Source organism: Streptomyces sp. NPDC001750, assembly GCF_042892615.1.
Lineage (GTDB): Bacteria > Actinomycetota > Actinomycetes > Streptomycetales > Streptomycetaceae > Streptomyces.
Map to the genome: position 1 here is coordinate 94,676 of NZ_JBIAUE010000023.1, position 22,961 is coordinate 117,636.

General features: G+C 69.8%; 21 protein-coding genes and 1 tRNA gene. 13 read left to right on the forward strand and 9 right to left on the reverse strand.

Annotated features, from left to right (window positions below; genetic code table 11):
* Window positions 1–194 precede the first annotated feature (194 nt).
* Entirely contained in the window at window positions 195–1,031 is an 837-nt protein-coding gene (locus ACFYY6_RS29380; protein WP_351525208.1) for a methyltransferase domain-containing protein, read from the forward strand.
* A gap of 341 nt (window positions 1,032–1,372) precedes the next feature.
* Here ACFYY6_RS29380 and ACFYY6_RS29385 read toward each other — a convergent pair whose 3' ends face one another.
* Both ACFYY6_RS29385 and ACFYY6_RS29390 read right to left on the reverse strand, forming a co-directional pair.
* Window positions 1,373–2,179 (reverse strand): SGNH/GDSL hydrolase family protein, encoded by an 807-nt coding sequence (locus ACFYY6_RS29385; RefSeq protein ID WP_389196470.1) that lies wholly within the window; start codon window positions 2,177–2,179, stop codon window positions 1,373–1,375.
* 599 nt (window positions 2,180–2,778) lie between these two features.
* Window positions 2,779–2,949, reverse strand: coding sequence for a hypothetical protein (locus ACFYY6_RS29390; RefSeq protein ID WP_351526093.1), 171 nt, complete (start codon window positions 2,947–2,949; stop codon window positions 2,779–2,781).
* A gap of 311 nt (window positions 2,950–3,260) precedes the next feature.
* On the opposite strand from ACFYY6_RS29390, the gene ACFYY6_RS29395 reads away from it, so the two are divergent.
* Window positions 3,261–3,764, forward strand: a complete 504-nt coding sequence (locus ACFYY6_RS29395; RefSeq protein WP_351526095.1) for an FBP domain-containing protein — start codon at window positions 3,261–3,263, stop codon at window positions 3,762–3,764.
* Between the two features lie 83 nt (window positions 3,765–3,847).
* Here the strand turns inward: ACFYY6_RS29395 and ACFYY6_RS29400 are convergent, their stop codons facing one another.
* The gene (locus ACFYY6_RS29400) at window positions 3,848–4,714 is read right to left on the reverse strand and encodes a LysR family transcriptional regulator (RefSeq protein ID WP_351632527.1); all 867 of its coding nucleotides are present in this window, start codon (window positions 4,712–4,714) and stop codon (window positions 3,848–3,850) included.
* Between the two features lie 121 nt (window positions 4,715–4,835).
* Here ACFYY6_RS29400 and ACFYY6_RS29405 point away from each other — a divergent pair, with 121 nt between their 5' ends.
* Window positions 4,836–5,435, forward strand: coding sequence for a short chain dehydrogenase (locus ACFYY6_RS29405; RefSeq protein WP_389196472.1), 600 nt, complete (start codon window positions 4,836–4,838; stop codon window positions 5,433–5,435).
* A gap of 303 nt (window positions 5,436–5,738) precedes the next feature.
* Window positions 5,739–7,037 (forward strand): IS701 family transposase, encoded by a 1,299-nt coding sequence (locus ACFYY6_RS29410; RefSeq protein WP_389196474.1) that lies wholly within the window; start codon window positions 5,739–5,741, stop codon window positions 7,035–7,037.
* Window positions 7,038–7,409: 372 nt separating this feature from the next.
* Here the strand turns inward: ACFYY6_RS29410 and ACFYY6_RS29415 are convergent.
* Window positions 7,410–7,483, reverse strand: a tRNA-Pro gene (locus ACFYY6_RS29415).
* 129 nt (window positions 7,484–7,612) lie between these two features.
* The gene (locus ACFYY6_RS29420) at window positions 7,613–8,551 is read right to left on the reverse strand and encodes a metallophosphoesterase (RefSeq protein WP_351630195.1); all 939 of its coding nucleotides are present in this window, start codon (window positions 8,549–8,551) and stop codon (window positions 7,613–7,615) included.
* Between the two features lie 227 nt (window positions 8,552–8,778).
* Between ACFYY6_RS29420 and ACFYY6_RS29425 the strand changes: the two genes are divergently transcribed.
* Window positions 8,779–9,243, forward strand: coding sequence for a GatB/YqeY domain-containing protein (locus ACFYY6_RS29425; RefSeq protein WP_351526146.1), 465 nt, complete (start codon window positions 8,779–8,781; stop codon window positions 9,241–9,243).
* A 297-nt stretch (window positions 9,244–9,540) separates the two neighbouring features.
* Here the strand turns inward: ACFYY6_RS29425 and ACFYY6_RS29430 are convergent, their stop codons facing one another.
* Window positions 9,541–11,814: a transglycosylase domain-containing protein gene (locus ACFYY6_RS29430; RefSeq protein ID WP_388651447.1), complete on the reverse strand. Its 2,274-nt coding sequence runs from the start codon at window positions 11,812–11,814 to the stop codon at window positions 9,541–9,543.
* A 386-nt stretch (window positions 11,815–12,200) separates the two neighbouring features.
* Between ACFYY6_RS29430 and ACFYY6_RS29435 the strand changes: the two genes are divergently transcribed.
* Window positions 12,201–12,554, forward strand: coding sequence for a WhiB family transcriptional regulator (locus tag ACFYY6_RS29435; RefSeq protein ID WP_199883305.1), 354 nt, complete (start codon window positions 12,201–12,203; stop codon window positions 12,552–12,554).
* A 119-nt stretch (window positions 12,555–12,673) separates the two neighbouring features.
* Here the strand turns inward: ACFYY6_RS29435 and ACFYY6_RS29440 are convergent, their stop codons facing one another.
* Window positions 12,674–14,368, reverse strand: coding sequence for an ArsA-related P-loop ATPase (locus ACFYY6_RS29440; RefSeq protein ID WP_351516869.1), 1,695 nt, complete (start codon window positions 14,366–14,368; stop codon window positions 12,674–12,676).
* Window positions 14,365–15,417, reverse strand: a complete 1,053-nt coding sequence (locus ACFYY6_RS29445) for an ArsA-related P-loop ATPase (RefSeq protein ID WP_351516871.1) — start codon at window positions 15,415–15,417, stop codon at window positions 14,365–14,367. The genes ACFYY6_RS29440 and ACFYY6_RS29445 overlap by 4 nt, the downstream gene beginning before the upstream one ends.
* 82 nt (window positions 15,418–15,499) lie before the next feature.
* On the opposite strand from ACFYY6_RS29445, the gene ACFYY6_RS29450 reads away from it, so the two are divergent.
* The 4 genes from ACFYY6_RS29450 to ACFYY6_RS29465 all read left to right on the forward strand — a co-directional run bounded on the left by ACFYY6_RS29450 (window position 15,500) and on the right by ACFYY6_RS29465 (window position 18,271).
* Window positions 15,500–15,658, forward strand: coding sequence for a DUF4177 domain-containing protein (locus tag ACFYY6_RS29450; RefSeq protein WP_003967454.1), 159 nt, complete (start codon window positions 15,500–15,502; stop codon window positions 15,656–15,658).
* Window positions 15,658–16,128 carry a RidA family protein gene (locus ACFYY6_RS29455; protein ID WP_351630204.1) on the forward strand — a complete coding sequence of 157 codons (471 nt, stop codon included), beginning with the start codon at window positions 15,658–15,660 and terminating at the stop codon, window positions 16,126–16,128. The genes ACFYY6_RS29450 and ACFYY6_RS29455 overlap by 1 nt, the downstream gene beginning before the upstream one ends.
* Window positions 16,129–16,457: 329 nt before the next feature.
* Window positions 16,458–17,444: an NUDIX hydrolase gene (locus ACFYY6_RS29460; RefSeq protein ID WP_351630207.1), complete on the forward strand. Its 987-nt coding sequence runs from the start codon at window positions 16,458–16,460 to the stop codon at window positions 17,442–17,444.
* The gene (locus ACFYY6_RS29465; RefSeq protein WP_389196477.1) at window positions 17,441–18,271 is read left to right on the forward strand and encodes an MBL fold metallo-hydrolase; all 831 of its coding nucleotides are present in this window, start codon (window positions 17,441–17,443) and stop codon (window positions 18,269–18,271) included. Before ACFYY6_RS29460 ends, ACFYY6_RS29465 begins: the two co-directional genes overlap by 4 nt.
* A 259-nt stretch (window positions 18,272–18,530) precedes the next feature.
* Here the strand turns inward: ACFYY6_RS29465 and ACFYY6_RS29470 are convergent, their stop codons facing one another.
* A complete protein-coding gene (locus ACFYY6_RS29470) occupies window positions 18,531–19,205 on the reverse strand; it encodes a Crp/Fnr family transcriptional regulator (RefSeq protein ID WP_010473292.1) in 675 nt (224 codons plus the stop codon).
* A gap of 253 nt (window positions 19,206–19,458) precedes the next feature.
* Here ACFYY6_RS29470 and nth point away from each other — a divergent pair, with 253 nt between their 5' ends.
* From nth to ACFYY6_RS29485, 3 genes are all read left to right on the forward strand, one after another.
* On the forward strand, window positions 19,459–20,466 hold the full coding sequence (gene nth / locus ACFYY6_RS29475; RefSeq protein ID WP_389196479.1) for an endonuclease III: 1,008 nt from the start codon (window positions 19,459–19,461) through the stop codon (window positions 20,464–20,466).
* 63 nt (window positions 20,467–20,529) lie between these two features.
* On the forward strand, window positions 20,530–21,414 hold the full coding sequence (locus ACFYY6_RS29480; protein WP_389196481.1) for an NUDIX hydrolase: 885 nt from the start codon (window positions 20,530–20,532) through the stop codon (window positions 21,412–21,414).
* An 87-nt stretch (window positions 21,415–21,501) separates the two neighbouring features.
* On the forward strand, window positions 21,502–22,707 hold the full coding sequence (locus tag ACFYY6_RS29485; RefSeq protein WP_351516878.1) for a MarP family serine protease: 1,206 nt from the start codon (window positions 21,502–21,504) through the stop codon (window positions 22,705–22,707).
* The last annotated feature ends 254 nt before the right edge of the window (window positions 22,708–22,961 follow it).

The window sequence follows — 22,961 nt, forward strand, 5'->3', positions numbered from 1 at the left end:
CGGCCCGTGCTCGGACACGGACGCCTGTCCGGACCCGGCCGGGGACGCCTGTCCGGACTCGGTCGTGGGCGCGGGGGCGGTCGCGCGCGAGATGGGAGCCGTCGAGCCAGTGATCTCAGTCATGGTCCCCATTCTGCGCCGGAACGCCGACAATTCGTTCGCATCCTCCTCAGCCTGTGGATAACCTCCGCGGCATGCACGCAGAGACCCCCGCCGACTGGCGCCAGGCCAACCGCGCACGCTGGGACGAACGGGTCCCCATCCACACCGCGAGCGATTTCTACGAACTCGACTCCTTCCGCGCGGGCAAGGACGCCCTGCGCGACTTCGAGCGTGCGGAGGTCGGTGACGTCACGGGCAAGTCGCTGCTGCATCTGCAGTGCCATATCGGAGTGGACACCCTCTCCTGGGCCCGGCACGGCGCGGCGCGCGTCGTCGGGCTGGACTTCTCGGAACCGGCTGTCGAGACGGCGCGCCGCCTGGCCCGCGAGATCGGACTTCCCGAAGGACGGGCGGCGTTCGTCACCGCCGACGTCCACGACGCGGCCGAGGCCGTCCCGGACTCCTCGTACGACATCGTCTACACCGGTATCGGCGCACTGAACTGGCTTCCCGACACGCGACGTTGGGCCGAGGTCGCCGCGTCGCTCGTCGCGCCGGGCGGTTTCCTCTACCTCGCGGAGTTCCATCCGATCACCGACTGCCTCGACGACTCGACCGGCAGGGAGGTCGTCCACGACTACTTCTGTCGCGACGCGTGGGTGGAAGAAACCCCGGGCACGTACACGGACTTCGACGCGCCGACCGTCCACAACCGCAGTGTCGAATGGCAGCACCCGATCGGTGATGTGGTGTCGGCGCTGGCCGCGACGGGCCTGCGGATCGAGTTCCTGCACGAGCACGACGTCTCGCTCTTCGCCCGGTTCTCGGCGCTGGAGCGGCAGGGCGACGGCTTCTACCGCTTCCCCGCCGACCGCCCGCGGATCCCGCTGATGTACTCGATCAAGGCGTCGCGCCCGTCCGAGTCCTGACGGCCGATCACGCCCTGGCTCTCTCCCCCTGCCCACCCGTTTCCCACCCGTTTCCCACCCGTTTACGGGCCGGTTCCGGCCGGGACCGCCGAGCGTACGGGCGCGGACCTGTAAGAGGCAGAGGTCGAAGGCCGTGGTCGGCCGGCCGGAGGCTCATGCTTCCGGCCGGCCCGCCCGCCGTACCCAGGCGCACGCGCTGTCCGCGCACGACTTTTCGACTTCTCGCCCTTCGCTGTCCGGCCTTTGGCCTTCGCTGTCCGGCTTTCGCTCTTCGCCTGCCAGCTTTGGGCCTTCGGCTCTCCGAATTCGGCCCTCGGCTCTTGGGCTTCGCCGCTGGCCGCCTACTGCGCCGCCGAGCGGAAGGCCGGAAGGTAGCCGCCCGACTGCCCGGCCGCCTTGGGGTGGTACGAGTTGTAGACCGGGATCGACACACTGTGGAGCCAGGCGTCGCCGGAGCACAGCTCGTGCCCGGTGAACTCGTCCACCACGCTGGAGTACGTGAACCCGGCGTTGGCGGCCTGCTTGGCGATGACCCCGTTCAGGACGTCGGACGCGTCATTGATGGCCGCGCGCTTCTTCTCGGAGAGCCCGGCGACGCAGCTGCCGCTCAGCTTGTAGAAGCGCGGGTACCCCAACACCACCACATGAGCCTTCGGAGCACGGGACTTGATGGAGCCGTAGAGCGAACTCAGCCGTGACGGCAGGGAGTTCTGCACCCGGGACACGGCCGAGCCGACACTGCTCAGGCAGGTGGCCTCGCTGGACAGCACGCAGTCCTGCATGACGTCGGCGAAGCCCACGTCGTTGCCGCCCGCGGTGACGCTGACCAGACCGGTGGACGAGTCGAGAGCACCCAGCTGGGTGCTCGCCACGGAGCTCGTCGTGGCGCCCGAACAGGCGACGAAGGTGAACGAGGAGGGCGAGTTGGCGGCGGCCCAGAGGTAGGGGTAGGCATTGGTGCTGCGACGGCAGTCGCCGCTGTCGGAAAGGTAGCTTCCCGCGCCGACGCCGGAGGAATACGAGTCGCCGAGAGCGACGTAGCCACCAGTTGCTGCGGAGTTCGCCGAGGCCGGCTGGGCGACGCCCAGAGCAGCCGCGGCGGCGAGGATCAGAGTCGAAGCGGACGCCCAGAAACGCCGTACTGACATGGCTGTCAGCCCTCCGAAGTGTGGGGAATGGGTGGGGGGTTGATGGGGCGCCATGTTTCTAGCAGCTTGGAGTACTGGCCGGTAATAGCTGAGCAAGAACTGGTCTGATATGCCCGAATGATCGTTCGGGTGTGCGAGCTCCGCGCGTAGATAAACCTCTGGTCGCACCTGAGAAAGGTGTTTTTCGGCTCACTTGCCGACCTCGCCCAGCCGTCCGTCGAGCCACCGCTAGGGGTCTGCCGGGCGTCGAGGCCGGTCGTCAAGGCCGGAACCGGCCTTGGATGGCAGGCCCCCGAGGCAGTAGGACCGCGAGGTGACAGTCCCCGACGCGGCAGGGCCCGACGCGGCAGGATCCCCGAGCTGCGGGGGTCCAAGTGACGGGAGGGGTAGGGCGTCGGCGGAGCCGGGCGGCAGGGGGGTGGGCGGGGGAATGCCCGAGTGGAGGGAGGCCCGGGCGGCAGAAGCTCCAATCATCGGGGCCCGGTCGCCGGGTGCGGGCATCAAAAAACCGCCCTCCGTGGTGGCACCCCTGCGCGGGGTGCCGCCACGGAGGGCGGCGGGTCTGGATCTACGGGTTCAGTTGTCGCGGCCTGCGGAGATCAATTGTGGCCAAACCTCCGCTGCTTCCGGTGGGAGACCTGCTCCGAGATCGAACGCACCGTGTCCTCGGTGGGGGTCGGCTGCGTCTTCTCCTTCGTGTCCGGAGCGGTACTGCGTTCGTGGCCACCGGCGCGGGCGCCGCGATTCCGCCGACTCTGCTTCTTGCCCACGATCGTGCCTCCTGTAGCGGATCTCGGACGATGGGCCAGTCCCAGATTCGCATATACGTACGAAATGTGCATGTCGGGCATGAGTCGCAGAGTGTGCTTCCTCACGGGCGACGGGCGCCGGAGCGGCGCCCTGGGAGCCGATCTCGACAAGTGGCGCGACGGGCGTCGCGACGGGGCCGCGACAGGTGGTGCGACGGTCAGTGGGGCAGAGGCAGGATCAGGACGGGGTGCGACGGCTCGCCATCCGCGATCCGCCGCCCCCGCCGATATTCGAATGCGGTTCGCCCCCGTCGGGCATATGGTCGATGGCTGTGGAACCGCTCAGTGAGAAACAGATCCGTTCATCCTTCGTGAACTGCACCAAGGGGGACGCGGCCCGGCTCCGGCTGCCACTCGATTTCGCCGAACTCCCCTGGCAGGACCTGGACTTCCTAGGATGGGTGGATCCCGGAGCGCCGCTGAAGGCCCACCTGGTGCTGCCCCGTGCGGAGGGCCCGGTGGGGATCTCGCTGCGGGTTCCTTCGGCGCGGCGCACCAGCGTCGTGAAGTCCAGCCTCTGCCAGATCTGCCTGACCGGCCACGCCTCCTCCGGCGTCACTCTGCTCGCCGCTCCGCTGGCGGGCCCTCGCGGCCGCGAGGGCAACACGATCGGCATCTACATCTGCGCGGACCTCGCCTGCCCCCTGTACGTGCGTGGCAAGCGGCAACCGAAACTGCGCGCCGGACGATACGAGGAGAGCCTCGGCCTGGACGAGCGCCTGGCCCGTATGTCGGAGAACCTGGACGCCTTCGCGGCCAAGGTCACCGCAGGGTGAACCGGGCGGACGCGACGATTGCCCGCTGACGCCGCCCGCCCACGTCCCGAGCAGGGCGCGAGGAGACGGCACAGGCTCCGGCTTCAGCCGCTCACCACATCCCGAACCGCAGCGAGGAAGTCCTCCGTCAGTGGATGCGTGGGGTGGATGGGGCGGGCGAGGTAGACCGTGGCGGCGGGGGCGTCGGAGACCGGGATGAAGCGGACGCCCGGGTGGCCGTGACTCTCCGCCGTGCCGGCCGCGCCGAGGCCGAAGGCACCGCCGGTGGCGATGAGGTTCAGCCACTCGTCCACGTTGCCCACCTCGACCGTTCGGGCCGGGCGGTGCTGTGGCGGCCACAGGTCCGGTGAAGCGGTACCGGTGTCGGGCCACAGGGCCAGCGGAAGGTCCGGGTGAGCGGTGAGTTCGGCCAGCAGCACCTGGTCCCGGTCTCCCAGCGGGTGGTCGTCGGGGAGTGCGGCGACCCGGTCCTCCGTGTAGAGGGCCTCGGTGCGGATGCGCGGCTCGGCGGGGACGGTGCGGAGTATCGCCACGTCGGCGTCCCCGGTGGTGAGGCCCGCGGTGCTGTTGTCCCGCCGGACCACGTCGAGCGGGATGTTCGGGTGTGCGCGGCGCCAGGAACGGAGCAGCGGGACGGTCTGCCGCCCGAGCACCGCGCAGGTGTAGCCGATCCGCAGAGGGCGGGGCACCGTACGGGTTTCGGCGAGGGCCGCGTCCAGGTGGGCGAGGATCGCGCGCCCGTGCCCGAGCAGGGTCGTTCCGGCCGGGGTGAGGGCCAGGTGCCGGGAGGAGCGGTCGACGAGCCGGACCCCCACACGCGCCTCCAGCTGGGCGAGCGTGCGGGAGAGGGCGGGCTGCGTCATGTGCAGCCGCGTCGCTGCGGCTGTAATGGTTCCCGCTGCGGCCACCGCATCCAGCGCTCTGAGATGGCGCAGCTCCACATTGTCCATGCCTATGGAGCATAGTACCTGCCCAAACGGCATTTCCGGGCCCGGAACGTGGTCCGTAGCGTCGGGGATGCCCGGGTGGATCACCCGGGTTCGTTCTCCGATGCGTGATGGATGGTGGGCTGTGAGGATTCTTCTGGTGGGCGCGGGCGGCACGCTGGGCGGCGCGGTGCGCCGGGCACTCGCGGCACGCGGGCACGAGGTGATCGGTGTGGGCCGCTCGGCCGGCGACCTGGTGGCCGATGTCACCGACCCGGAGGCAGTGGCCCGGCTGTACACGGAGGCCGGCCCGCTGGACGCGGTGGCGATCACGGCGGGCGACGCCGTGTTCCGGCCGCTGGGCGAACTTGCCGCCGACGACTTCGTGACGACCTTCCGCGGCAAGGCGCTGAGTCAGCTGGAGCTGGTGCGCCAGGGTGCCCGGCATGTGGCCCCGACCGGCTCGTTCACCCTGGTCAGCGGAATCATCGCCGAGCAGCCGGTGGTGGCCGGAGCGGCGGCGTCCGCCGCGAACGGCGCGGTGGAGGCGTTCGTGCGGACCGCCGCGATCGAGCTCCCGCCCCAGCGCATCAACGCGGTGAGCCCGACGGTGGCCGAGGAGTCCCTGCCCGCCTACGGACCCTTCTTCGCCGGCGTGGAGGCGGTCCCGGCGGCCCGGGTGGCGACGGCGTATGTCCGCTCGATCGAGGGTGCGCAGACAGGGCAGGTCTACCGGATCTGGTAGGCCCGGACGACGAGTTCGTCGCCGTTGTCCTCGGGGCCACCCCGGAATGCACTGCGGCGAAATCGCGGGCGGGGAAACGGAGTTCGTTCGTCCGGTGCGGTTCGTATTGAGTGGCAGCGGTACGAGTTGGAGACCGGCGAGTTGGTGCGCCGTTCGCTCAATACTCCAGTCTGGTTTCGTGATCTTGCGGTGGGCCCGGCCGGGAATGGGTACGGCCACCGCGTGATCATCGGGGTTGTGTGGACTCCTGAAGATTGTGCGGTGGCCGCAGGCCATAGCGTAGACCCTGTCCGCTGGCGGGCGATGTTCGACCAGGTCATGGCCCGGATCGCGGGACAGTTCGGCAGAGTTGAGCCGAGGGCGAGTGCCCGCGCCTATCTGCTCGGGCTGCTGTCGAGGGCGGAACGGAAGAACTGCTGGCAGCTGGCCGAGCAGGCTGGTCACGACCGGGCCGGGCCGATGCAGCGCCTGCTGCGCTACGCCCGCTGGGACGCTGATGCTGTCCGCGACGACCTGCGCGCCTACGCCGCCGAACACCTCGGCGCCGACGGCGCCGTTCTCGTTGTCGACGAGACCGGTTTCGTGAAGAAGGGCCGGTACTCGGCAGGAGTGCAGCGGCAGTACACCGGCACTGCAGGCCGCGTCGAGAACTCCCAGGTCGGCGTGTTCCTCGCCTACGCCACCAGCCGGGGACGGGCTTTGATCGACCGACGGCTCTACCTCCCCGAACACTCCTGGTCCAACAATCCCGAACGCCGCACCGCGGCAGGGATACCCGAGACGGTGCGGTTCGCGACCAAGCCCCGCCTGGCCGGGGAGATGATCGCCGCCGCGCTGGAAGCCGGGATCACCGCTTCCTGGGTGACCGGCGACGAAGCCTACGGCCAGGACCCTCAGCTCCGTGCCGCCCTCAAGGCGCGCGGCATCGGCTACGTCCTGGCCGTCGCCTGCTCGACACGGGTGAGGATCAACCGCGGCCGCACCCTCATGCGCGCCGACGCCGTCGCCGGCCACCTGCCCGCCACCGCCTGGCACCGTCAGAGCGCCGGGAACGGCGCGAAAGGCCCACGCCACTACGACTGGGCCTGGATCCACATCGGCACGGACGAACACCGCCACCTGCTCATCCGCCGCAACCGCAGCGCCAGGGAACTCGCCTTCTACCTATGCTGGTCACCCACCGCAGTGCCTCTGTCCGAACTGGTCCGCGTCGCCGGCGCCCGCTGGAGCGTCGAGGAGTGCTTCCAGGCCGCCAAGAGCCAGGTCGGACTCGACCACTACCAGGTCAGGCACTGGACCTCATGGCACCGGCACATCACGCTCGCCATGCTCGCCCTGGCCTTCCTGACCGCCCTCGCCGCCGACGCGGCCCCCGAACCGCCCGCAGACACCCACCACCACGGCCGCAGCAACGACCCGATCACATTGACCGTCCCGGAAATCCGCCACCTACTCGTCACCGCCTTCAACCCACCAGCCGTGACCGCAACCAGGCTGCTGCACTGGTCCAACTGGCGCAGACACCACCAGGCAACAGCCCGACGCAGCCACTACCGACGACGAACCTGCTGGATAGATCACGAAACCGCACTGGAGTACTAATGCCTCGGACGTGAGCTGGCGCTGATGAGCGTGGCAGGCGCGACGCGCACGACATGGCCCGGGGGCTGCGCTCCTGGGTGCTCTGATGGTCCAGTGCTTGGGGCGGCGCCCGGAAGACTGCGCTTTCCAGCTCCTCGACCCGCCGGAGGATTCCGCCCCAGGGATGGAGTCCGCTGCTTGACCGCAGACAGGCTCTGCCAGGCATCCGCCCCGTAGGCGTCTCGTCGAGATTCTGCTCGGCAGGCTCATCGGCGGCTCCCTGGGAGCCGCGTTCCGAGGTCGGCTCCCAAACGGTTCCCAAGACGGCCCCATGAACGAGTCAGGGGTCTGATCCACTTAGTGAATCAGACCCCTGACCTGGTCTTACAGCTGTCGGGGTGGCGGGATTTGAACCCACGACCTCTTCGTCCCGAACGAAGCGCGCTGCCAAGCTGCGCTACACCCCGATCGTCGCCGGTCTCCCGGCGACATCGATTACTTTAGCCCACCCGAGCCCGCAGACGAAATCCGGTTTATGTCCTGCTCACGGGGCCGGGCCCGGCGGCGGCCGTCGATGCCGGGCGTGGGGCACGGGATCAGTCGCGGGGCGTCAGGGTCAGGAGGGTCGCCTCCGGGGGGCAGGCGAAGCGGACCGGGGTGTAGCGGTTGGTGCCGCAGCCCGCGGAGACGTGGAGGTAGGACCGGTGGCCACCGGCGGCATGGGAGGAGAGGCCCTTGACCCGGTCGGTGTCCAGGTCGCAGTTGGTGACCAGGGCCCCGTAGAAGGGGACGCAGAGCTGGCCCCCGTGAGTGTGACCGGCCAGGATCAGCGGGTAACCGTCCTGGGTGAAGGCGTCCAGGGAGCGCAGATAGGGGGCGTGGACGACGCCGATGGAGAGGTCGGCGCCCGTTTCGGGGCCGCCCGACACCTCGGCGTACCGGTCGCGCTTGATGTGCGGGTCGTCGAGGCCGGTGAAGGCGATGCCCAGTCCGTCGATCTTGAGGTGACCGCGAGTGTTGGACAGGCCGAGCCACCCCGCCTCGTCGAAGGCGTCGCGCATGGGCTCCCATGGGTTGTGGACGGCGCCGACCACGGGGGCGTTCCCGTTGAGGCCGTGCCTGCCCTGGATCTTCTCGACGAGGTAGCGGGCGGGATTGCGGAGCTTGGGGCCGTAGTAGTCGTTGGAGCCGAAGACGTACACGCCAGGGAACCCCATCAGCGGGCCGAGCGCGTCGAGCAGCTCGGGCACGGCTTCGGGGTCGGAGAGGTTGTCGCCGGTGTTCACGACGAAGTCGGGGCGCAGACCGGCCAGCGACTGCAGCCAGGCGCGCTTCTTGTGCTGGCCGCTCACCATGTGGATGTCGGAGATCTGCAGTACGCGCAACGGGCGCGCCCCCTGCGGAAGGACGGGGACGGCCACCCGCCGGAGGCGGAACGAGCGGGCCTCGAATCCGGCGGCGTAGGCGAGGCCGGCCGCCCCGATCGCCGCGCCGACTGCCGTGATTTTCAGGGGGAGTCCGTAGCGTGCGCGCATGTGTCCATCGTCGCAGACGAGGTGCCGAGCCCGAAAAGGCGGTGCGGCCGGAGACCGGCGCGGCGGGGCCAGAGCACGAGAGCGGCGGGGCCGGGGACACGAGAGCGGTGGGACCGGGAGATGGGAGCGGTCGGAGCGTAACGGGAGTGCGGCGGCTCGGGGGAAGCCGCGGGGACCCGGGAGAAACCTGCGGGCGGTGGAGGCCGTGTACCTGCCACAATCAGCACATGACCACGCTCAAGTCCAAGCTGCAGGAAGACCTCACCACGGCCATCAAGGCGCGTGACGAGCTGACCTCGTCGACGCTCCGGCTGACCCTCACCGCCATCGCGAAGGAGGAGGTCAGCGGCACGTCGGCGCGCGAGCTCTCCGACGACGAGGTGCAGAAGGTGATCGCCAAGGAGGCGAAGAAGCGCCGTGAGGCGGCCGAGGCGTTCGCCCAGGGCGGCCGGACCGAGCAGGCCGAGCGGGAGAAGGCGGAGGGCGAGATCCTCGACGCCTACCTGCCGAAGCAGCTGAACGACGACGAGCTGGCCGCGATCGTGGCATCCGGCGTCGCGGAGGCGAAGGCCGCCGGGGCCGAGGGGCCGCGGGCCATGGGTGCCGTCATGAAGATCGTGACCCCCAAGGTCGCGGGGCGGGCGGACGGCGGCCGTGTGGCGGCCGCCGTGAAGAAGCTCCTGGCGGGCTGAGACCGCCGCCGCGCCGAGCACACATGGCATGCCGAGCACATGCGGGGCAGGTGCGGATGCGCAGGGCATCCGGATGGACGCGGATGCGCGCGCATGGCGGATGCGAGCGGCAGGTATGGCGCGACGAACGTCCGGTACGAGACGGTGAACATCCAGTACGTGCGAGAAAGGCGCAGCACGTACGACCGGCGCGAAGCACGTACGCCCTCCGCGCGGCACGTACGACGAAGGTGGGGCTCCCGGACCGGTCGCGGTCCGGGAGCCCCACCTTCGTCGTATGCCCTGTACGGATACGGGTCAGGGCCCCTGCGTTCCGCCGTTGTCCTGGCCGCGAGGGTTTCCGTTGTTCCCGCCGATCAGGTCCGGCGAGATGGTGATGCCGGGGAACGGGTTCCCGCCTCCGGGCTGCCCGCCCGGCCCCTGACCGGGTCGACCGGGGCGACCCGGTCGGTCGGCTCCGTCGCCGGGCCGGCCCGTGCCGGGGTCAGGCTCCTGGTTCCTCGCCGGGTCCGGGATGTTGATGGCGTTGAAGGAGGGGGCGGGCAGCCCGTTGAGGGCGCCCGTCATCGCGTCACGCCAGATCGGTCCGGGAACCTGCCCGCCGTACACCTTGGCCTGGTACACGCCGCCGATGTTGATGTTCACCATCTCGACGTCCTGGGACGGGCTGCCGACCCATACAGCGCCGGACATGTTCGGCGTGTAACCGACGAACCAGGCGTTCTTGCGGGCGTCGGTCGTACCGGTCTTGCCCGCGTTGTCGCGGCTGCCGAGCCCCGCCTGCTGACCCGTACCGGAGTCGACCACCCCGCGCAGCAGGGAGTTGACGGTGTCGGCCGTCGTCTGGGACATGGCCGTCGAGCACTTGCTCTTCGGCACGGGGAGTGAACGTCCGTCCGCCGTCCTGGCCGACTCGATGGCGATCGGCGTGCAGTACGTGCCGCGGTTGGCGAAGGCGGCGTACGCGCTGGCCATCGTCAGCGGGGACAGGCCGTCGGAGCCGAGGGTCAGCGTGGACGGGTTCTGCGGCAGCTTGCTGCCGTCGCCCTGCACCACACCCAGCTTGTCGGTCATCTGGGAGACCGGGCACATGCCGATGTCCTCGAGCATCTGCACGAAGTAGGTGTTGACGGACTTCTCCATCGCCTCCTTCAGCGCGTACGGGCCCCGCTCGGACTCGTTCTCGTTCTCCAGGTGATACTTCGGCACGCGGTCGTTGACCCACGGCTTCCCGCAGGTCCGTACCGTGTCCGGGTAGTCCATCTCGTACGGGGACGAGTAGACCTGGGTCGCCGGCTTGCCGCCCTCCAGGGCCGCCGCGGCGAGGAACGGCTTGAACGTCGAGCCGGTCGGGAAGCCGAAGTTCGAGCCGCCCATGTCCTTGTCGACCGAGTAGTTGTACTGGGTCTCGTTGGGCCCGAAGCCGTACGGCCTGGACTGGCCCATCGCCATGATCTTGCCCGTGCCGGGCTGGACCAGCGTCACGGCCGTCGCGACCTTGTCAGCCTTGTAGACGTGGCTCTTGATCGAGTTCTGCGTCGACTGCTGGGACTGCGGGTCGAGCGTCGTGCGGATCGTCAGGCCGCCCTGGTTCCAGATCTTGGCCCGGTCCTCCTTGGTCTTGCCGAAGGCGGGGTCGGTGAGGAAGACGTTGCGTACGTAGTCGCAGAAGAACCCGGCGCCGCTGACCGCCGTAATACAGCCGTTCTTCGGCCTCTTGACCTTCAGCTTGATCGGGTTCGCCTTCGCCTTGTCGGCCTCGGCCTGTGTGATGGAGCCGACGTCGGCCATCCGCTGGAGCACGATGTTGCGGCGCTTGGTCGCCTCCTTCGGGTCGTTGACCGGGTCGAAGCGGCTCGGCGACTGCACGACCCCGGCCAGCAGCGCGGACTCCTCCAGCGTCAGGTCCTTCGCCGACTTGGAAAAGTAACGCTGGGAGGCGGCCTCGACGCCGTACGCCTGCTGACCGAAGAAGGTGATGTTGAGGTAGTTCGCCAGGATCCGCTTCTTGCCGAGCTTCTCCTCGACCTGGATCGCGTACTTCAGCTCCTGGATCTTGCGGCCCATGGTCTGCTGCGTGGCCTGCGCGACCTTGTCCGGGTCGTCACCGGCCTCCTCGACGAACACGTTCTTCACGTACTGCTGGGTGAGCGTCGAGGCGCCCTGCGCGGTTCCGCCGGCCTGCACGTTGCGGTTCAGCGCGCGCAGGATGCCCTTGAGGTCGATCGCGCCGTGCTCGTAGAAACGGGCATCCTCGATCGCGACGATCGCCTGCTGCATGTACGGCGAGATGTCCTTCAGTTTCACCACCGTGCGGTCACGCGAATACACGGAGGCGATGAGTCCGCCCTTGCTGTCGAGGATCGTGGTGCGCTGACTCAGCGGCGGAGTCTGGAGGTTGGCCGGGATCTCGTCGAATCCCTCGACCGTTCCCTTGGTGGCGAGCCCCAGGGCTCCGGCGGCCGGCAGCGCGATGCCCGCGAGCACGACTCCGGAGAGCGCGGCGACACCGAGGAACTTGGCGGCCTGCTGGGTCGTCGAGAGACCCCCGCCCGAGCGCTTCTTTGGCATGGGGGCAGCCTACGTTCTCATTCGCCGGACACACGTATATGCCTTGGCCTAAGCTGCACTCAACTGTCACGGCAGTCCGGTTCCACACCAACCCCCGTGCGAGATCCGGCCAGGAGTCAGGGCGCTTCCGAATTCGCCACGAGTGTCATTGAAAGTCCGTTGCGATCTGGGAGAACTGTCCTGATTCTTAGGGGATATTGGCGTATGTCCTCACCTCACTCCCCTGGGTGATCTGCCGCATACGCATAGTCCGTTCGGGCCATTCAAGATTGGGCCCGAAGGGGGTGTTGTGCTGTCGCCGCCTTCCGTAACGTCCTCAACTGGCAGCGGTGAATATGCCGCTACCGCCGTGGGGGAGCCTCGATTCGGGAGAGGACGGCGCCGTGATGGGCTGGGTAACCGACTGGAGTGCGCAGGCAGCCTGCCGCACTACCGATCCGGATGAACTGTTCGTACAAGGAGCAGCGCAGAACAGGGCCAAGGCGGTGTGCACCGGATGCCCGGTGCGGACCGAGTGCCTGGCCGACGCTCTGGACAACCGCGTCGAATTCGGCGTGTGGGGTGGAATGACGGAACGGGAGCGCCGCGCGTTGCTGCGCAGGCGGCCCACCGTCACGTCCTGGCGCCGGCTGCTGGAGACCGCTCGCAGTGAGTACGAGCAGTCCACGGGAGGCATCCTGCCCGTGGCGATCGGGCTGGACGACGACGAGCTGCACGAGAGGTACGCCGCTGTGGGATGAGGCGGGCGCGGGCGGTTACGCGGATGCGCCCTCGGGCTGATGTCCGGCGTGCCCCGCCCTTATTGACCAGGCGGGCTGTGCCGGGCCGGTCACGCGGCCCCGCCGTCGGGCCCGGACGGTCACGTGGCCCGGCCGTCGATCGATCCGGCCGCGAGCCGGTCACCGATGGACCTGAGGCCCGCGAGGTCGTGCACGTCACCGGGCAGCGCGGCCACTTCGGTCACGGCCACCTCGGGGTGCAGTGCGGTGAAGCTGTCGCGTGTGCGCTGCTCGCGCGCGACCACCTGCATGCGCTCCGCGTGCAGTCGCAGGAGGGCCGCCGTCAACTGCTCGACGGAGGCGGAGGCGTACGTCTCCTGGTTCGTGAGTATGCCCGGCGCTGCGGAGGCCGATGAGTTCGTGGGTTCGGGATCCGGTGCCGGATCCGAGCCGTCCGCATCCGCAGCTTCCGGATTCGTACCATCAGGATCCAAGTGGGCCGCATCGGCGCCATCCGGACCCGCGCCATCCGGACCCGCGCCATCCGGATCTGCGGTCGATGGAGCCGGGGTTTTCGGCGAAATCAGGGTTTTCGGGGACGTTTCCGGTCCGCGGTCCTCGTCCGAATTCTGGGGGCCTCGTGAGTCCCGGGGGTTCCGTGAACCCTGTGGTGGCTGTGAATCCTGGTCTTCTGTTTCCTCGTGCTCCCCGTGCTCTTCGTGTTCCGCGCGCTTCCGGTCTTTCCGGCGTTCCTGATGGTCCTGGTGTTCCCCGTGCTCGACGGGGGCGGCCGTGGGGGCGTTATCGGGAGAGGCGACCGGCCCATCGGCCGGGTCACAAAGTGCAGCCTTCCCTTCCTCCTGATCCACAATGCCGATCGCGTCGAGGTTTTCCGCAGCCGCCAGGGCGTGTTCGGCGGAAAGCCGTGCGGCATCGCTGCCGTGGACGCGATTGAGCACCAGACCGGCCAGCGGCATGTCCTCCGAGGCGAGCCGTTCCACGAAGTACGCCGCCTCGCGCAGCGCGTCCCGCTCCGGCGTCGCGACGACGAGGAACGCCGTACCGGGTGCCTGCAGCAGCTTGTACGTGGCGTCGGCCCGAGTGCGGAAGCCGCCGAACATGGTGTCCATCGCCGCGACGAAGGTCTGTACGTCGCGCAGGAACTGGCCGCCGAGCAGTTTGCCGAGGGTGCCGGTCATCATCGACATGCCGACGTTGAGGAACTTCATCCCCGCCCGGCCGCCCACCTTCGCCGGGGCCATCAGCAGCTTGATGAACTTTCCGTCCAGGAACGAGCCGAGCCGCTTCGGCGCGTCCAGGAAGTCCAGCGCGGAGCGGGACGGCGGGGTGTCGACGATGATCAGGTCCCACTCGTCGCGTGCGCGTAGCTGGCCGAGCTTCTCCATGGCCATGTACTCCTGCGTGCCCGCGAATCCGGCCGACAGGGACTGGTAGAAGGGGTTCTCCAGAATCGCGCGGGCCCGTTCGGCGTCGGCGTGGGCCTCCACGATCTCGTCGAAGGTTCGCTTCATGTCGAGCATCATGGCGTGCAGTTCGCCGGCGCCCTCGCCGTCGATGCCGGGGACCCGGCGCGGGACGTTGTCCAGCGAGTCGATGCCCATGGACTGGGCGAGCCTGCGGGCCGGATCGATGGTGAGGACGACGACCTTGCGGCCGTGTTCGGCCGCGCGTACGCCCAGGGCGGCGGCGGTGGTCGTCTTGCCGACCCCGCCCGAACCGCAGCACACGATGATCCGGATGCCGGGGTCGTCGAGCAGCGCGTCGGTGTCCAGCGCGGGGGCCGTGTCCGCACCCGTGCCCGTGCCCTGTCTCATGCGCCCGCCCCTTGTCCGGCCCTGCGTCCGGTTCCGTTGCCCAGCCCTTCGGCACCGGGTGCGTCGCGCCCCGGTCCTTCGGCCGCCTCGTCCCCCACGCCCTGCTTGCGCAGCTCGGTCGCCAGGTCGTAGAGCCCCGCCGGGTCCATTCCCTCGCCGATCAGTGGGAGTTCGTAACCCGGGAGCCCGAGCCCCGCGAGCACCGCACGCTGTTCGCGTTCCAGCTCGACCCGCTGGGCGTGCTCGGCGGCCTGCTCGACCAGGGGGCGTACGAGCCCGATGGAACCCGTGACGCCCGCGCGGGTCAGCGCCTTGGCGATCTCCTTGCGGCGTCCCTCCGCGGCCGTGCGCAACGCGTCCTCGTCCAGCAGATGCGGTCGCACCATGTTCACGATGACCCGGCCGGCCGGAAGCTCGGCGGCCCGGAGCTCGGCGATGCCGTCCGCGGTCTCCTGGACCGGCATCTCCTCCAGCAGCGTCACCAGATGGACCGCGGTCTCGGGGGACTTCAGCACCCGCATGACGGCCTGTGCCTGGTTGTGTATCGGGCCGATCCGGGCCAGCCCGGCCACCTCGTCGTTCACGTTGAGGAAGCGGGTGACGCGCCCCGTGGGAGGGGCGTCCATGATCACGTAGTCGTAGACGTACCGGTTCTGCTTGTCCTTGCGGCGCACGGCCTCGCACGCCTTGCCGGTCAGCAGCACGTCGCGCACGCCCGGCGCGATCGTGGTGGCGAAGTCGATCGCGCCGAGCTTCTTGAGCGCGCGGCCGGCGCTGCCGAGCTTGTAGAACATCTGAAGGTAGTCGAGCAGGGCGCGCTCCGCGTCGATCGCCAGCGCATAGACCTCGCCGCCGCCCGGGGCGACGGCGATCTTGCGCTCCTCGTACGGGAGCGACTCCGTCTCGAAGAGCTGGGCGATGCCCTGCCTGCCCTCGACCTCCACGAGGAGGGTGCGCTTGCCCTCGGTCGCGAGGGCGAGCGCGAGGGCGGCGGCGACCGTGGTCTTACCGGTACCACCCTTGCCGCTGACGACCTGGAACCTGCTCACGTATTCGAGCCTAACCAGTCGGGCCGCAGGCTACGCACGAGGCTGCGCGTGCCCGGGATTACACAGGCATTACAGTCGGGCCATGACCAAGTGGGAATACGCGACCGTGCCTCTGCTCGTGCACGCGACCAAGCAGATTCTGGACACCTGGGGCGAGGACGGCTGGGAGCTGGTCCAGGTCGTTCCCGGCCCGAACAACCCCGAGCAGCTCGTGGCCTACCTGAAGCGGGAGAAGGCGTAGTGGCGGGCGTCGTCGAGTCGAAGCTCGCCGAGCTCGGGCTGACCCTGCCGGACGTCGTGCCGCCGTTGGCCTCGTACCAGCCGGCCGTGCGGTCGGGGGTGTACGTGTACACGTCCGGCCAGCTGCCGATGGTGGACGGCAAGCTCGCGGTCACCGGCAAGGTCGGTGCCGAGGTCACGCCCGACGAGGCCAAGGAGCTGGCGAAGACCTGCGCGCTCAACGCGCTGGCCGCCGTGAAGTCCCTCGCCGGTGATCTGGACCGGATCGTCCGGGTCGTGAAGGTCGTGGGCTTCGTCGCCTCGGCGTCCGACTTCACCGGGCAGCCCGCCGTGATCAACGGGGCCAGCGAACTGCTGGGCGCGGTCCTCGGCGACAAGGGTGTGCACGCGCGCAGCGCGGTGGGCGTCGCGGTGCTGCCGCTGGACGCTCCTGTGGAGGTCGAGATCCAGGTCGAGCTGGCCGATTCCTAATGGAGTTGTCAAGCGCGGGCCCGTGAGCGTGCGGCGTACGGAAGCCCCGTCGCCGCCGTTCCCGCCCTCTCCACACCGCCGGAACCCCTGATCCCGCCCGGTCGGCACGGCCGGGCGGGATCGTGTGCACAGGGGCGTACGTGCGCACGTACGTGGCTGGCGCGGTACGCGCACGGTGGATGTGCAGCGGGCGCGTTCCGGCATGCATGGGCGCGTGAACAGCGGCAGGGATGCGGGCCTGTATGCAGGTGTGCGGGCGTGTATGTACGGGGCATGTACGGATCAGCTCACCTCTCGAACATCGGCGCGGTTCCGGATAGCCTCCGGCCATGTCGAATGGTCAGTGGTACCCACCGGAATGGCCCGACCGGATCCGGGCACTCGCCGCAGGTGAGCTGACGCCCGGGACGCCGCGGCGAGCCGCCACCGTGATGCTGCTCCGGGACCCCGCCGTCGGCACCCAGGACGGGATCGCCGTCCACATGCTGCGCCGCCGGACCTCCATGGCCTTCGCCGGTGGTGCGTACGCCTACCCGGGCGGCGGCGTCGACCCGCGCGACGACGACCGGCTCGTGGGCTGGGCAGGGCCCCCGCTGGAGAGCTGGGCCGGACGGCTCGGCGTCGGGACCCCGGTCGAGGCCCAGGCCATCGTGTGCGCGGCGGTCCGTGAGACGTACGAGGAGGCGGGCGTCCTTCTCGCCGGCCCGACCGCCGACAGTGTCGTCAGTGACACCACCGGCGCCGACTGGGAGGCCGATCGCGCGGCGCTGGTCGCCCGCGAACTGTCCTTCGCGGAGTTCCTGGACCGGCGCGGACTGGTGCTGCGGTCCGATCTGCTGGGCGCCTGGGCGCGTTGGATCACCCCCGAGTTCGAGCCGCGCCGTTACGACACCTGGTTCTTCGTCGCCGCGCTCCCCGAGGGGCAGCGCACCCGAAACGTCTCGACGGAGGCCGACCGCGCGGTGTGGATCCGCCCCGGCGAGGCGGCCGACGGGTACGACAAGGGGGAACTGCTGATGATGCCCCCGACCGTGTCCACGCTGCGGGCGCTCAGGCCGTACGGCACGGCGGCCGACGCACTGAAGGCCGCGGATTCCCAGAACCTCGCGCCCGTCCTCGCGCGGGCGAGGCTGGAGGGCGACGAGCTGGTGCTGAGCTGGCCGGGGCACGACGAGTTCACGAAGCACATCCCGAACGCGACGGCCGCCGCGTTCGGGATCGAAGGCGGCACGCGGGGCGAAGGCGGCGTGGCGAGCCGTGTGCAGGGTGGAGAAGAGGGTGGCGCGGGCCACGGTACGGGAGGTGAGCCGGTATGAGCGACGCGGCAGCGCTGCCCGGACAGCCACGCGGCGGAGTCGTCTCCGGGCCCGCGACCCCCCGCACCGTCAACGTCCTCGCCCCCAACGCCTCGCCCATGACGCTGGACGGCACCAACACCTGGATCGTCGCGGAGCCCGACTCCGATATCGCGGTCGTCATCGACCCGGGGCCGCAGGACGACGCGCACCTGCGGGCGGTCGTCGACACCGCCGAACGGGCCGGCCGCCGCATCGCGCTCACATTGCTCACCCACGGGCACCCCGATCACGCGGAGGGCGCGGCGCGCTTCGCCGAGCTGACCCGTACCAAGGTGCGGGCCCTGGATCTGGCGCTCCGCCTCGGCGACGAGGGGCTGACCGCCGGAGACGTGATCACCACCGGGGGACTGGAACTGCGCGTCGTGCCGACCCCCGGCCACACGGCGGACTCACTCTCCTTCCACCTGCCCGCCGACCGGGCGGTGCTGACCGGGGACACGGTTCTCGGGCGTGGCACCACGGTCGTCGCGCACCCGGACGGAAGGCTGGGCGACTACCTCGACTCACTGCGCAGACTGCGCTCGCTGACCGTCGACGACGGCGTGCACACCGTGCTGCCGGGGCACGGCCCGGTGCTGGAGGACGCGCAGGGCGCGGTCGACTTCTACCTCGCGCACCGTGCGCACCGGCTGGCTCAGGTGGAGACGGCGATCGAGGCCGGGCACCGGACGCCGGCCGAGTTGGTGGCCCACGTGTACGCGGACGTGGACCGGTCGTTGTGGCCCGCGGCGGAGCTCTCCGTACGGGCGCAGCTGGAGTACCTGAGCGAGCACGGGCTGGTGTAGCGGGCACGGCCTGGTGCGGTGCTCCGGTCCGGGGCCGGGGCCTGATCGGATCGGGCCGAGCCTCGAATCCGACCGGATCAGCCCGATCAGGAGCGCACCGGATCGGGTCGGCCCTGGTCGCACTGCCCCGGCCCTGGTCGGAGCGGATCGGAACCAGCCGCACTGGATCGGGACCCGGTCGCACTGGGGCAAATCCGGTCGCACCGGATCGCCGCGCGGGGCTCGGGGGCGCCCCGTGCGGTCGGCGGGAGCGCTCCGGTCAGCGGGAGCGCTTCGCCAGACGCTCCACGTCGAGCAGGATCACGGCGCGCGCCTCCAGGCGCAGCCAGCCACGTCCCGCGAAGTCCGCGAGCGCCTTGTTGACCGTCTCGCGGGAGGCGCCGACCAGCTGGGCCAGCTCTTCCTGCGTCAGGTCGTGGACCACGTGGATGCCTTCCTCGGACTGGACGCCGAAGCGCCGCGAGAGGTCCAGGAGGGCGCGGGCGACCCGGCCGGGCACGTCCGAGAAGACCAGGTCGGACATCTGGTCGTTGGTCTTGCGGAGGCGGCGCGCGACGGCGCGCAGCAGGGCCGAGGCCACCTCGGGGCGGGCGTTCAGCCAGGGCTGGAGGTCGCCGTGTCCGAGGCCGAGGAGCTTGACCTCGGTCAGCGCGGTCGCGGTTGCGGTGCGCGGGCCCGGGTCGAAGAGCGAGAGCTCGCCGATGAGCTCTCCGGGACCGAGGACGGCCAGCATGTTCTCGCGGCCGTCGGGGGAGGTGCGGTGGAGCTTCACCTTGCCCTCGGTCACCACGTAGAGGCGGTCGCCCGGGTCGCCCTCATGGAAGAGAGCGTCGCCGCGTGCGAGGGTCACCTCACTCATCGAGGCGCGGAGCTCCGCGGCCTGCTCGTCATCGAGCGCCGCGAAAAGCGGGGCGCGCCGCAGAACGTCGTCCACGAGTTCTCTCCTTGTCGGCCTGTTCAGGAAACCGTGGTCCCCATCATGCCGGACGGTAAAACAGTGCGATCAATCACAAACCAGTTTGACGCACGGACGTGCCGAACCGTGCGTCAGGGGGCCGATCGAGGGTGTGTACGCGGTGACCGGGGCGGATGGCGACGTGTGGCTCTAGGCTGGCCGGGTGTCCAAATCGCCGGTGAGAACGCAGGCCAAGGGGGCTGGTGGGGTGTCGGAGGGCCGTGATTCCGCTATGGGCGAACAGGCTGTGAGTCGTCCGAAAAAGGCGACAAATCGCCCTGTGGTCGCGCAGTCCGCGAGCGCTGGAACGAAGGCCGTGGAGGCCCCGAAGGCAGGGAAGGCTGCGAAAGCCGCGAAGACCGTGCAGGCCAAGAGGGCTGTCAAGGCGACCAAGGCGGCAGAGGTGCCCGAAGGAGCAGAGGCACCCAAGGGGACCAGCGGGGCCCAGGCGAACAGAGTGGCGAGGGCCGTGAAGCCGGAATCGCATCTGGCGATGGTCCGTCGCGCCCGCAGGATCAACCGCGAACTCGCCGAGCTCTACCCGTACGCCCACCCCGAGCTGGACTTCAGGAACCCGTTCGAGCTTCTCGTCGCCACGGTCCTCTCCGCCCAGACCACCGACCTGAGGGTCAACCAGACCACCCCCGCGGTCTTCGCCGCCTATCCCACGCCCGAGGACATGGCCGCGGCCGTTCCGGAGGAGTTGGAGGAGATCGTCCGGCCGACCGGCTTCTTCCGGGCCAAGGCCAAGTCGCTCATAGGGCTTTCCGCGGCGATCAGGGACGACTTCGGCGGCGAGGTGCCGGGCCGTCTGTCCGACCTGGTCAAGCTGCCGGGGGTCGGTCGCAAGACCGCCAATGTCGTCCTCGGCAATGCCTTCGGCGTACCGGGCATCACCGTCGACACGCACTTCGGCCGCCTCGTCCGTCGCTGGAAGTGGACGGAGCAGGAGGACCCGGAGAAGGTGGAGGCCGAGATCGGTGCGATCTTCCCGAAGAGCGAGTGGACCATGCTCTCGCACCGCGTCATCTTCCATGGCCGTCGCATCTGCCACGCCCGCAAGCCCGCATGCGGCGCCTGTCCGATCGCGCCGCTCTGTCCCGCGTACGGGGAGGGCGAGACGGACCCGGAGAAGGCCAGGAAGCTGCTGAAGTACGAGATGGGCGGTCAGCCCGGTCAGCGGCTGTACCCGCCGGCGGACTACCCGGGGAAGCCCGCGCCCGGGCCCGGGGGCAGCTGACGTACCGGCGTCCGCCCCGGAACGAAATGCATGACGCCAGGCGTTGTGAGACGAGGGGTGCCCATGGAGACGCGAGAACAGAGCACGGGCTGGCAGAACGCTGATCGCCGACAGAGCACTGGTCAACGGCAGAGTGTTGACCACCGGCGGAGCAAGGACGGCCGGGACGACGCGGTGAACCGTGCGGCGGCGGCCGCAGCGCCCGCTCCCGCCGCCACGGCGGGAGCGGGCGGGACAGCGCCGGGAGCGGACGGGGCCACGGCGGGCGAGAGGCAGGACTCCGGCCTCACGGTGACGACGGAGGGCCTGCCCGAATGGCTCGTTCCGGTGGCCACGGCCGTGCGGACCGTCGAGCCGGGTCAGCTCAGCCGCTTCCTGCCGCCCGAGAACGGTGCCGGACGGCAGTCCGCCGTCCTCGTCCTGTTCGGCGAGGGCGAGCGCGGTCCCGAACTGCTCCTCATGGAGAGAGCCGGAAGCCTGCGCTCCCATGCAGGGCAGCCCTCCTTCCCCGGCGGTGCCCTGGACCCGGAGGACGGAGACCAGGGAACGACGGGGCCGCTGCGGGCCGCGCTGAGGGAGGCGCAGGAGGAGACCGGTCTCGACCCGCGCGGGGTGCAGCTGTTCGGTGTGCTGCCCCGGCTCTACATCCCCGTGAGCGGCTTCGTCGTGACGCCGGTCCTCGGCTGGTGGCGGTCGCCGAGCCCGGTCGGAGTCGTCGATCCGGGTGAGACCGCCCGAGTCTTCACCGTTCCCGTGGCGGATCTCACTGATCCGGCCAATCGAGCGACCGCGGTACATCCCAAGGGGCATCGGGGCCCGGCATTCCTGGTCGAATCCGCTCTTGTCTGGGGTTTCACCGCAGGCGTGATCGACCGGATCCTGCACTTCGCGGGCTGGGAGCGCCCGTGGGACACCGGCAAGCATGTGCCGCTCGACTGGCACGCATGACAGGCTGGCTCCGTGCTGCGCTGTCCGGCCCCGGCCGGAACCAGCCGATCGAACGGGCCCGGTGACGAATCTGTGAGGCTATAGACGGTGAACGTGCTGGACATCCTGCTGCTGGCCGGCGCCGTGTGGTTCGCTGTCATCGGATATCGACAGGGGTTCGTCGTCGGCATCCTGTCGGTGATCGGGTTCCTCGGCGGCGGTCTCGTCGCCGTCTATCTGCTGCCGATCCTGTGGGACCAGTTGACGAACGGCTCGGAGGTCTCGTCGACGGCGGCGGTGGTCGCGGTCGTCATCGTGATCGTGTGCGCCTCGGTCGGGCAGGCGTTCACCACGCACCTTGGGAACAAGCTCCGCCGCTACATCACGTGGTCGCCCGCGCGCGCCCTCGACGCCACCGGAGGCGCCCTGGTCAACGTGGTCGCGATGCTGCTGGTCGCCTGGCTGATCGGTTCGGCCCTGGCCGGCACCACCCTGCCGACCGTGGGCAAGGAGGTCCGCAGCTCGTCGGTCCTGCTCGGCATCTCGCGGGTGATGCCCGTACAGGCCTCGACCTGGTTCACGGACTTCTCGTCGGTGCTCGCCCAGAACGGCTTCCCGCAGGTCTTCAGCCCCTTCGCCAACGAGCCGATCACCGAGGTCCAGGCACCGGACCCGGCGTTGAGCACCAGCCCAGTCGCGGTCCGCGCCCAGCAGTCCATCGTCAAGGTCGTCGGTACCGCGCCGAGCTGCGGCAAGGTCCTCGAAGGCACCGGATTCGTGTTCGCCGACCGTCGCGTGATGACCAACGCCCATGTCGTCGGCGGTGTCGAGGAGCCGACCGTGCAGATCGGCGGCCAGGGCCGGCTGTACGACGCGAAGGTCGTGCTCTACGACTGGCAGCGCGACATCGCCGTACTCGACGTACCGGACCTCGACGCGAAGCCGCTGCAGTTCACCGACGCCGACCAGGATGCGCGGACCGGGGACGGCGCCATCGTCGCGGGCTTCCCGGAGAACGGCTCGTACGACGTACGGTCCGCGCGGGTGCGGGGCCGTATCGACGCCAACGGCCCGGACATCTACCGCCGGGGCACCGTCCGCCGCGATGTGTACTCGCTCTTCGCGACCGTCCGTCAGGGCAACTCGGGCGGGCCGCTGCTGACGCCCGACGGCAAGGTGTACGGAGTCGTGTTCGCGAAGTCGCTCGACGACCCGGACACCGGTTACGCGTTGACGGCCGACGAGATCCGCCAGGACATCGCGCACGGCCGCTCCGCCAACCAACAGGTCGACAGCCAGGGGTGCGCCCTCTAGTGCTGTGGCCGGAAAGGTTTGCCGGGAGGCTCGCGGCGTCCGGTGCGGTGCGTCGCGAGGCGGAGGATCGCCTTCGTGCGGGACGTACTCGGGTGATGCGACAACGCGGCGAGGTACCGTGCCAGGCCTCGCGAGCCGGTGAACCTTTCCGGTCGCAGCACTAGTAGTGCTTGGTCAGGTTGCTATCGGTTCTGGTATGTCGCGGTGGCAGGTGGGGCAGGCGCCGGTCCAGACCGCGAGGAGTGACTGCAGTT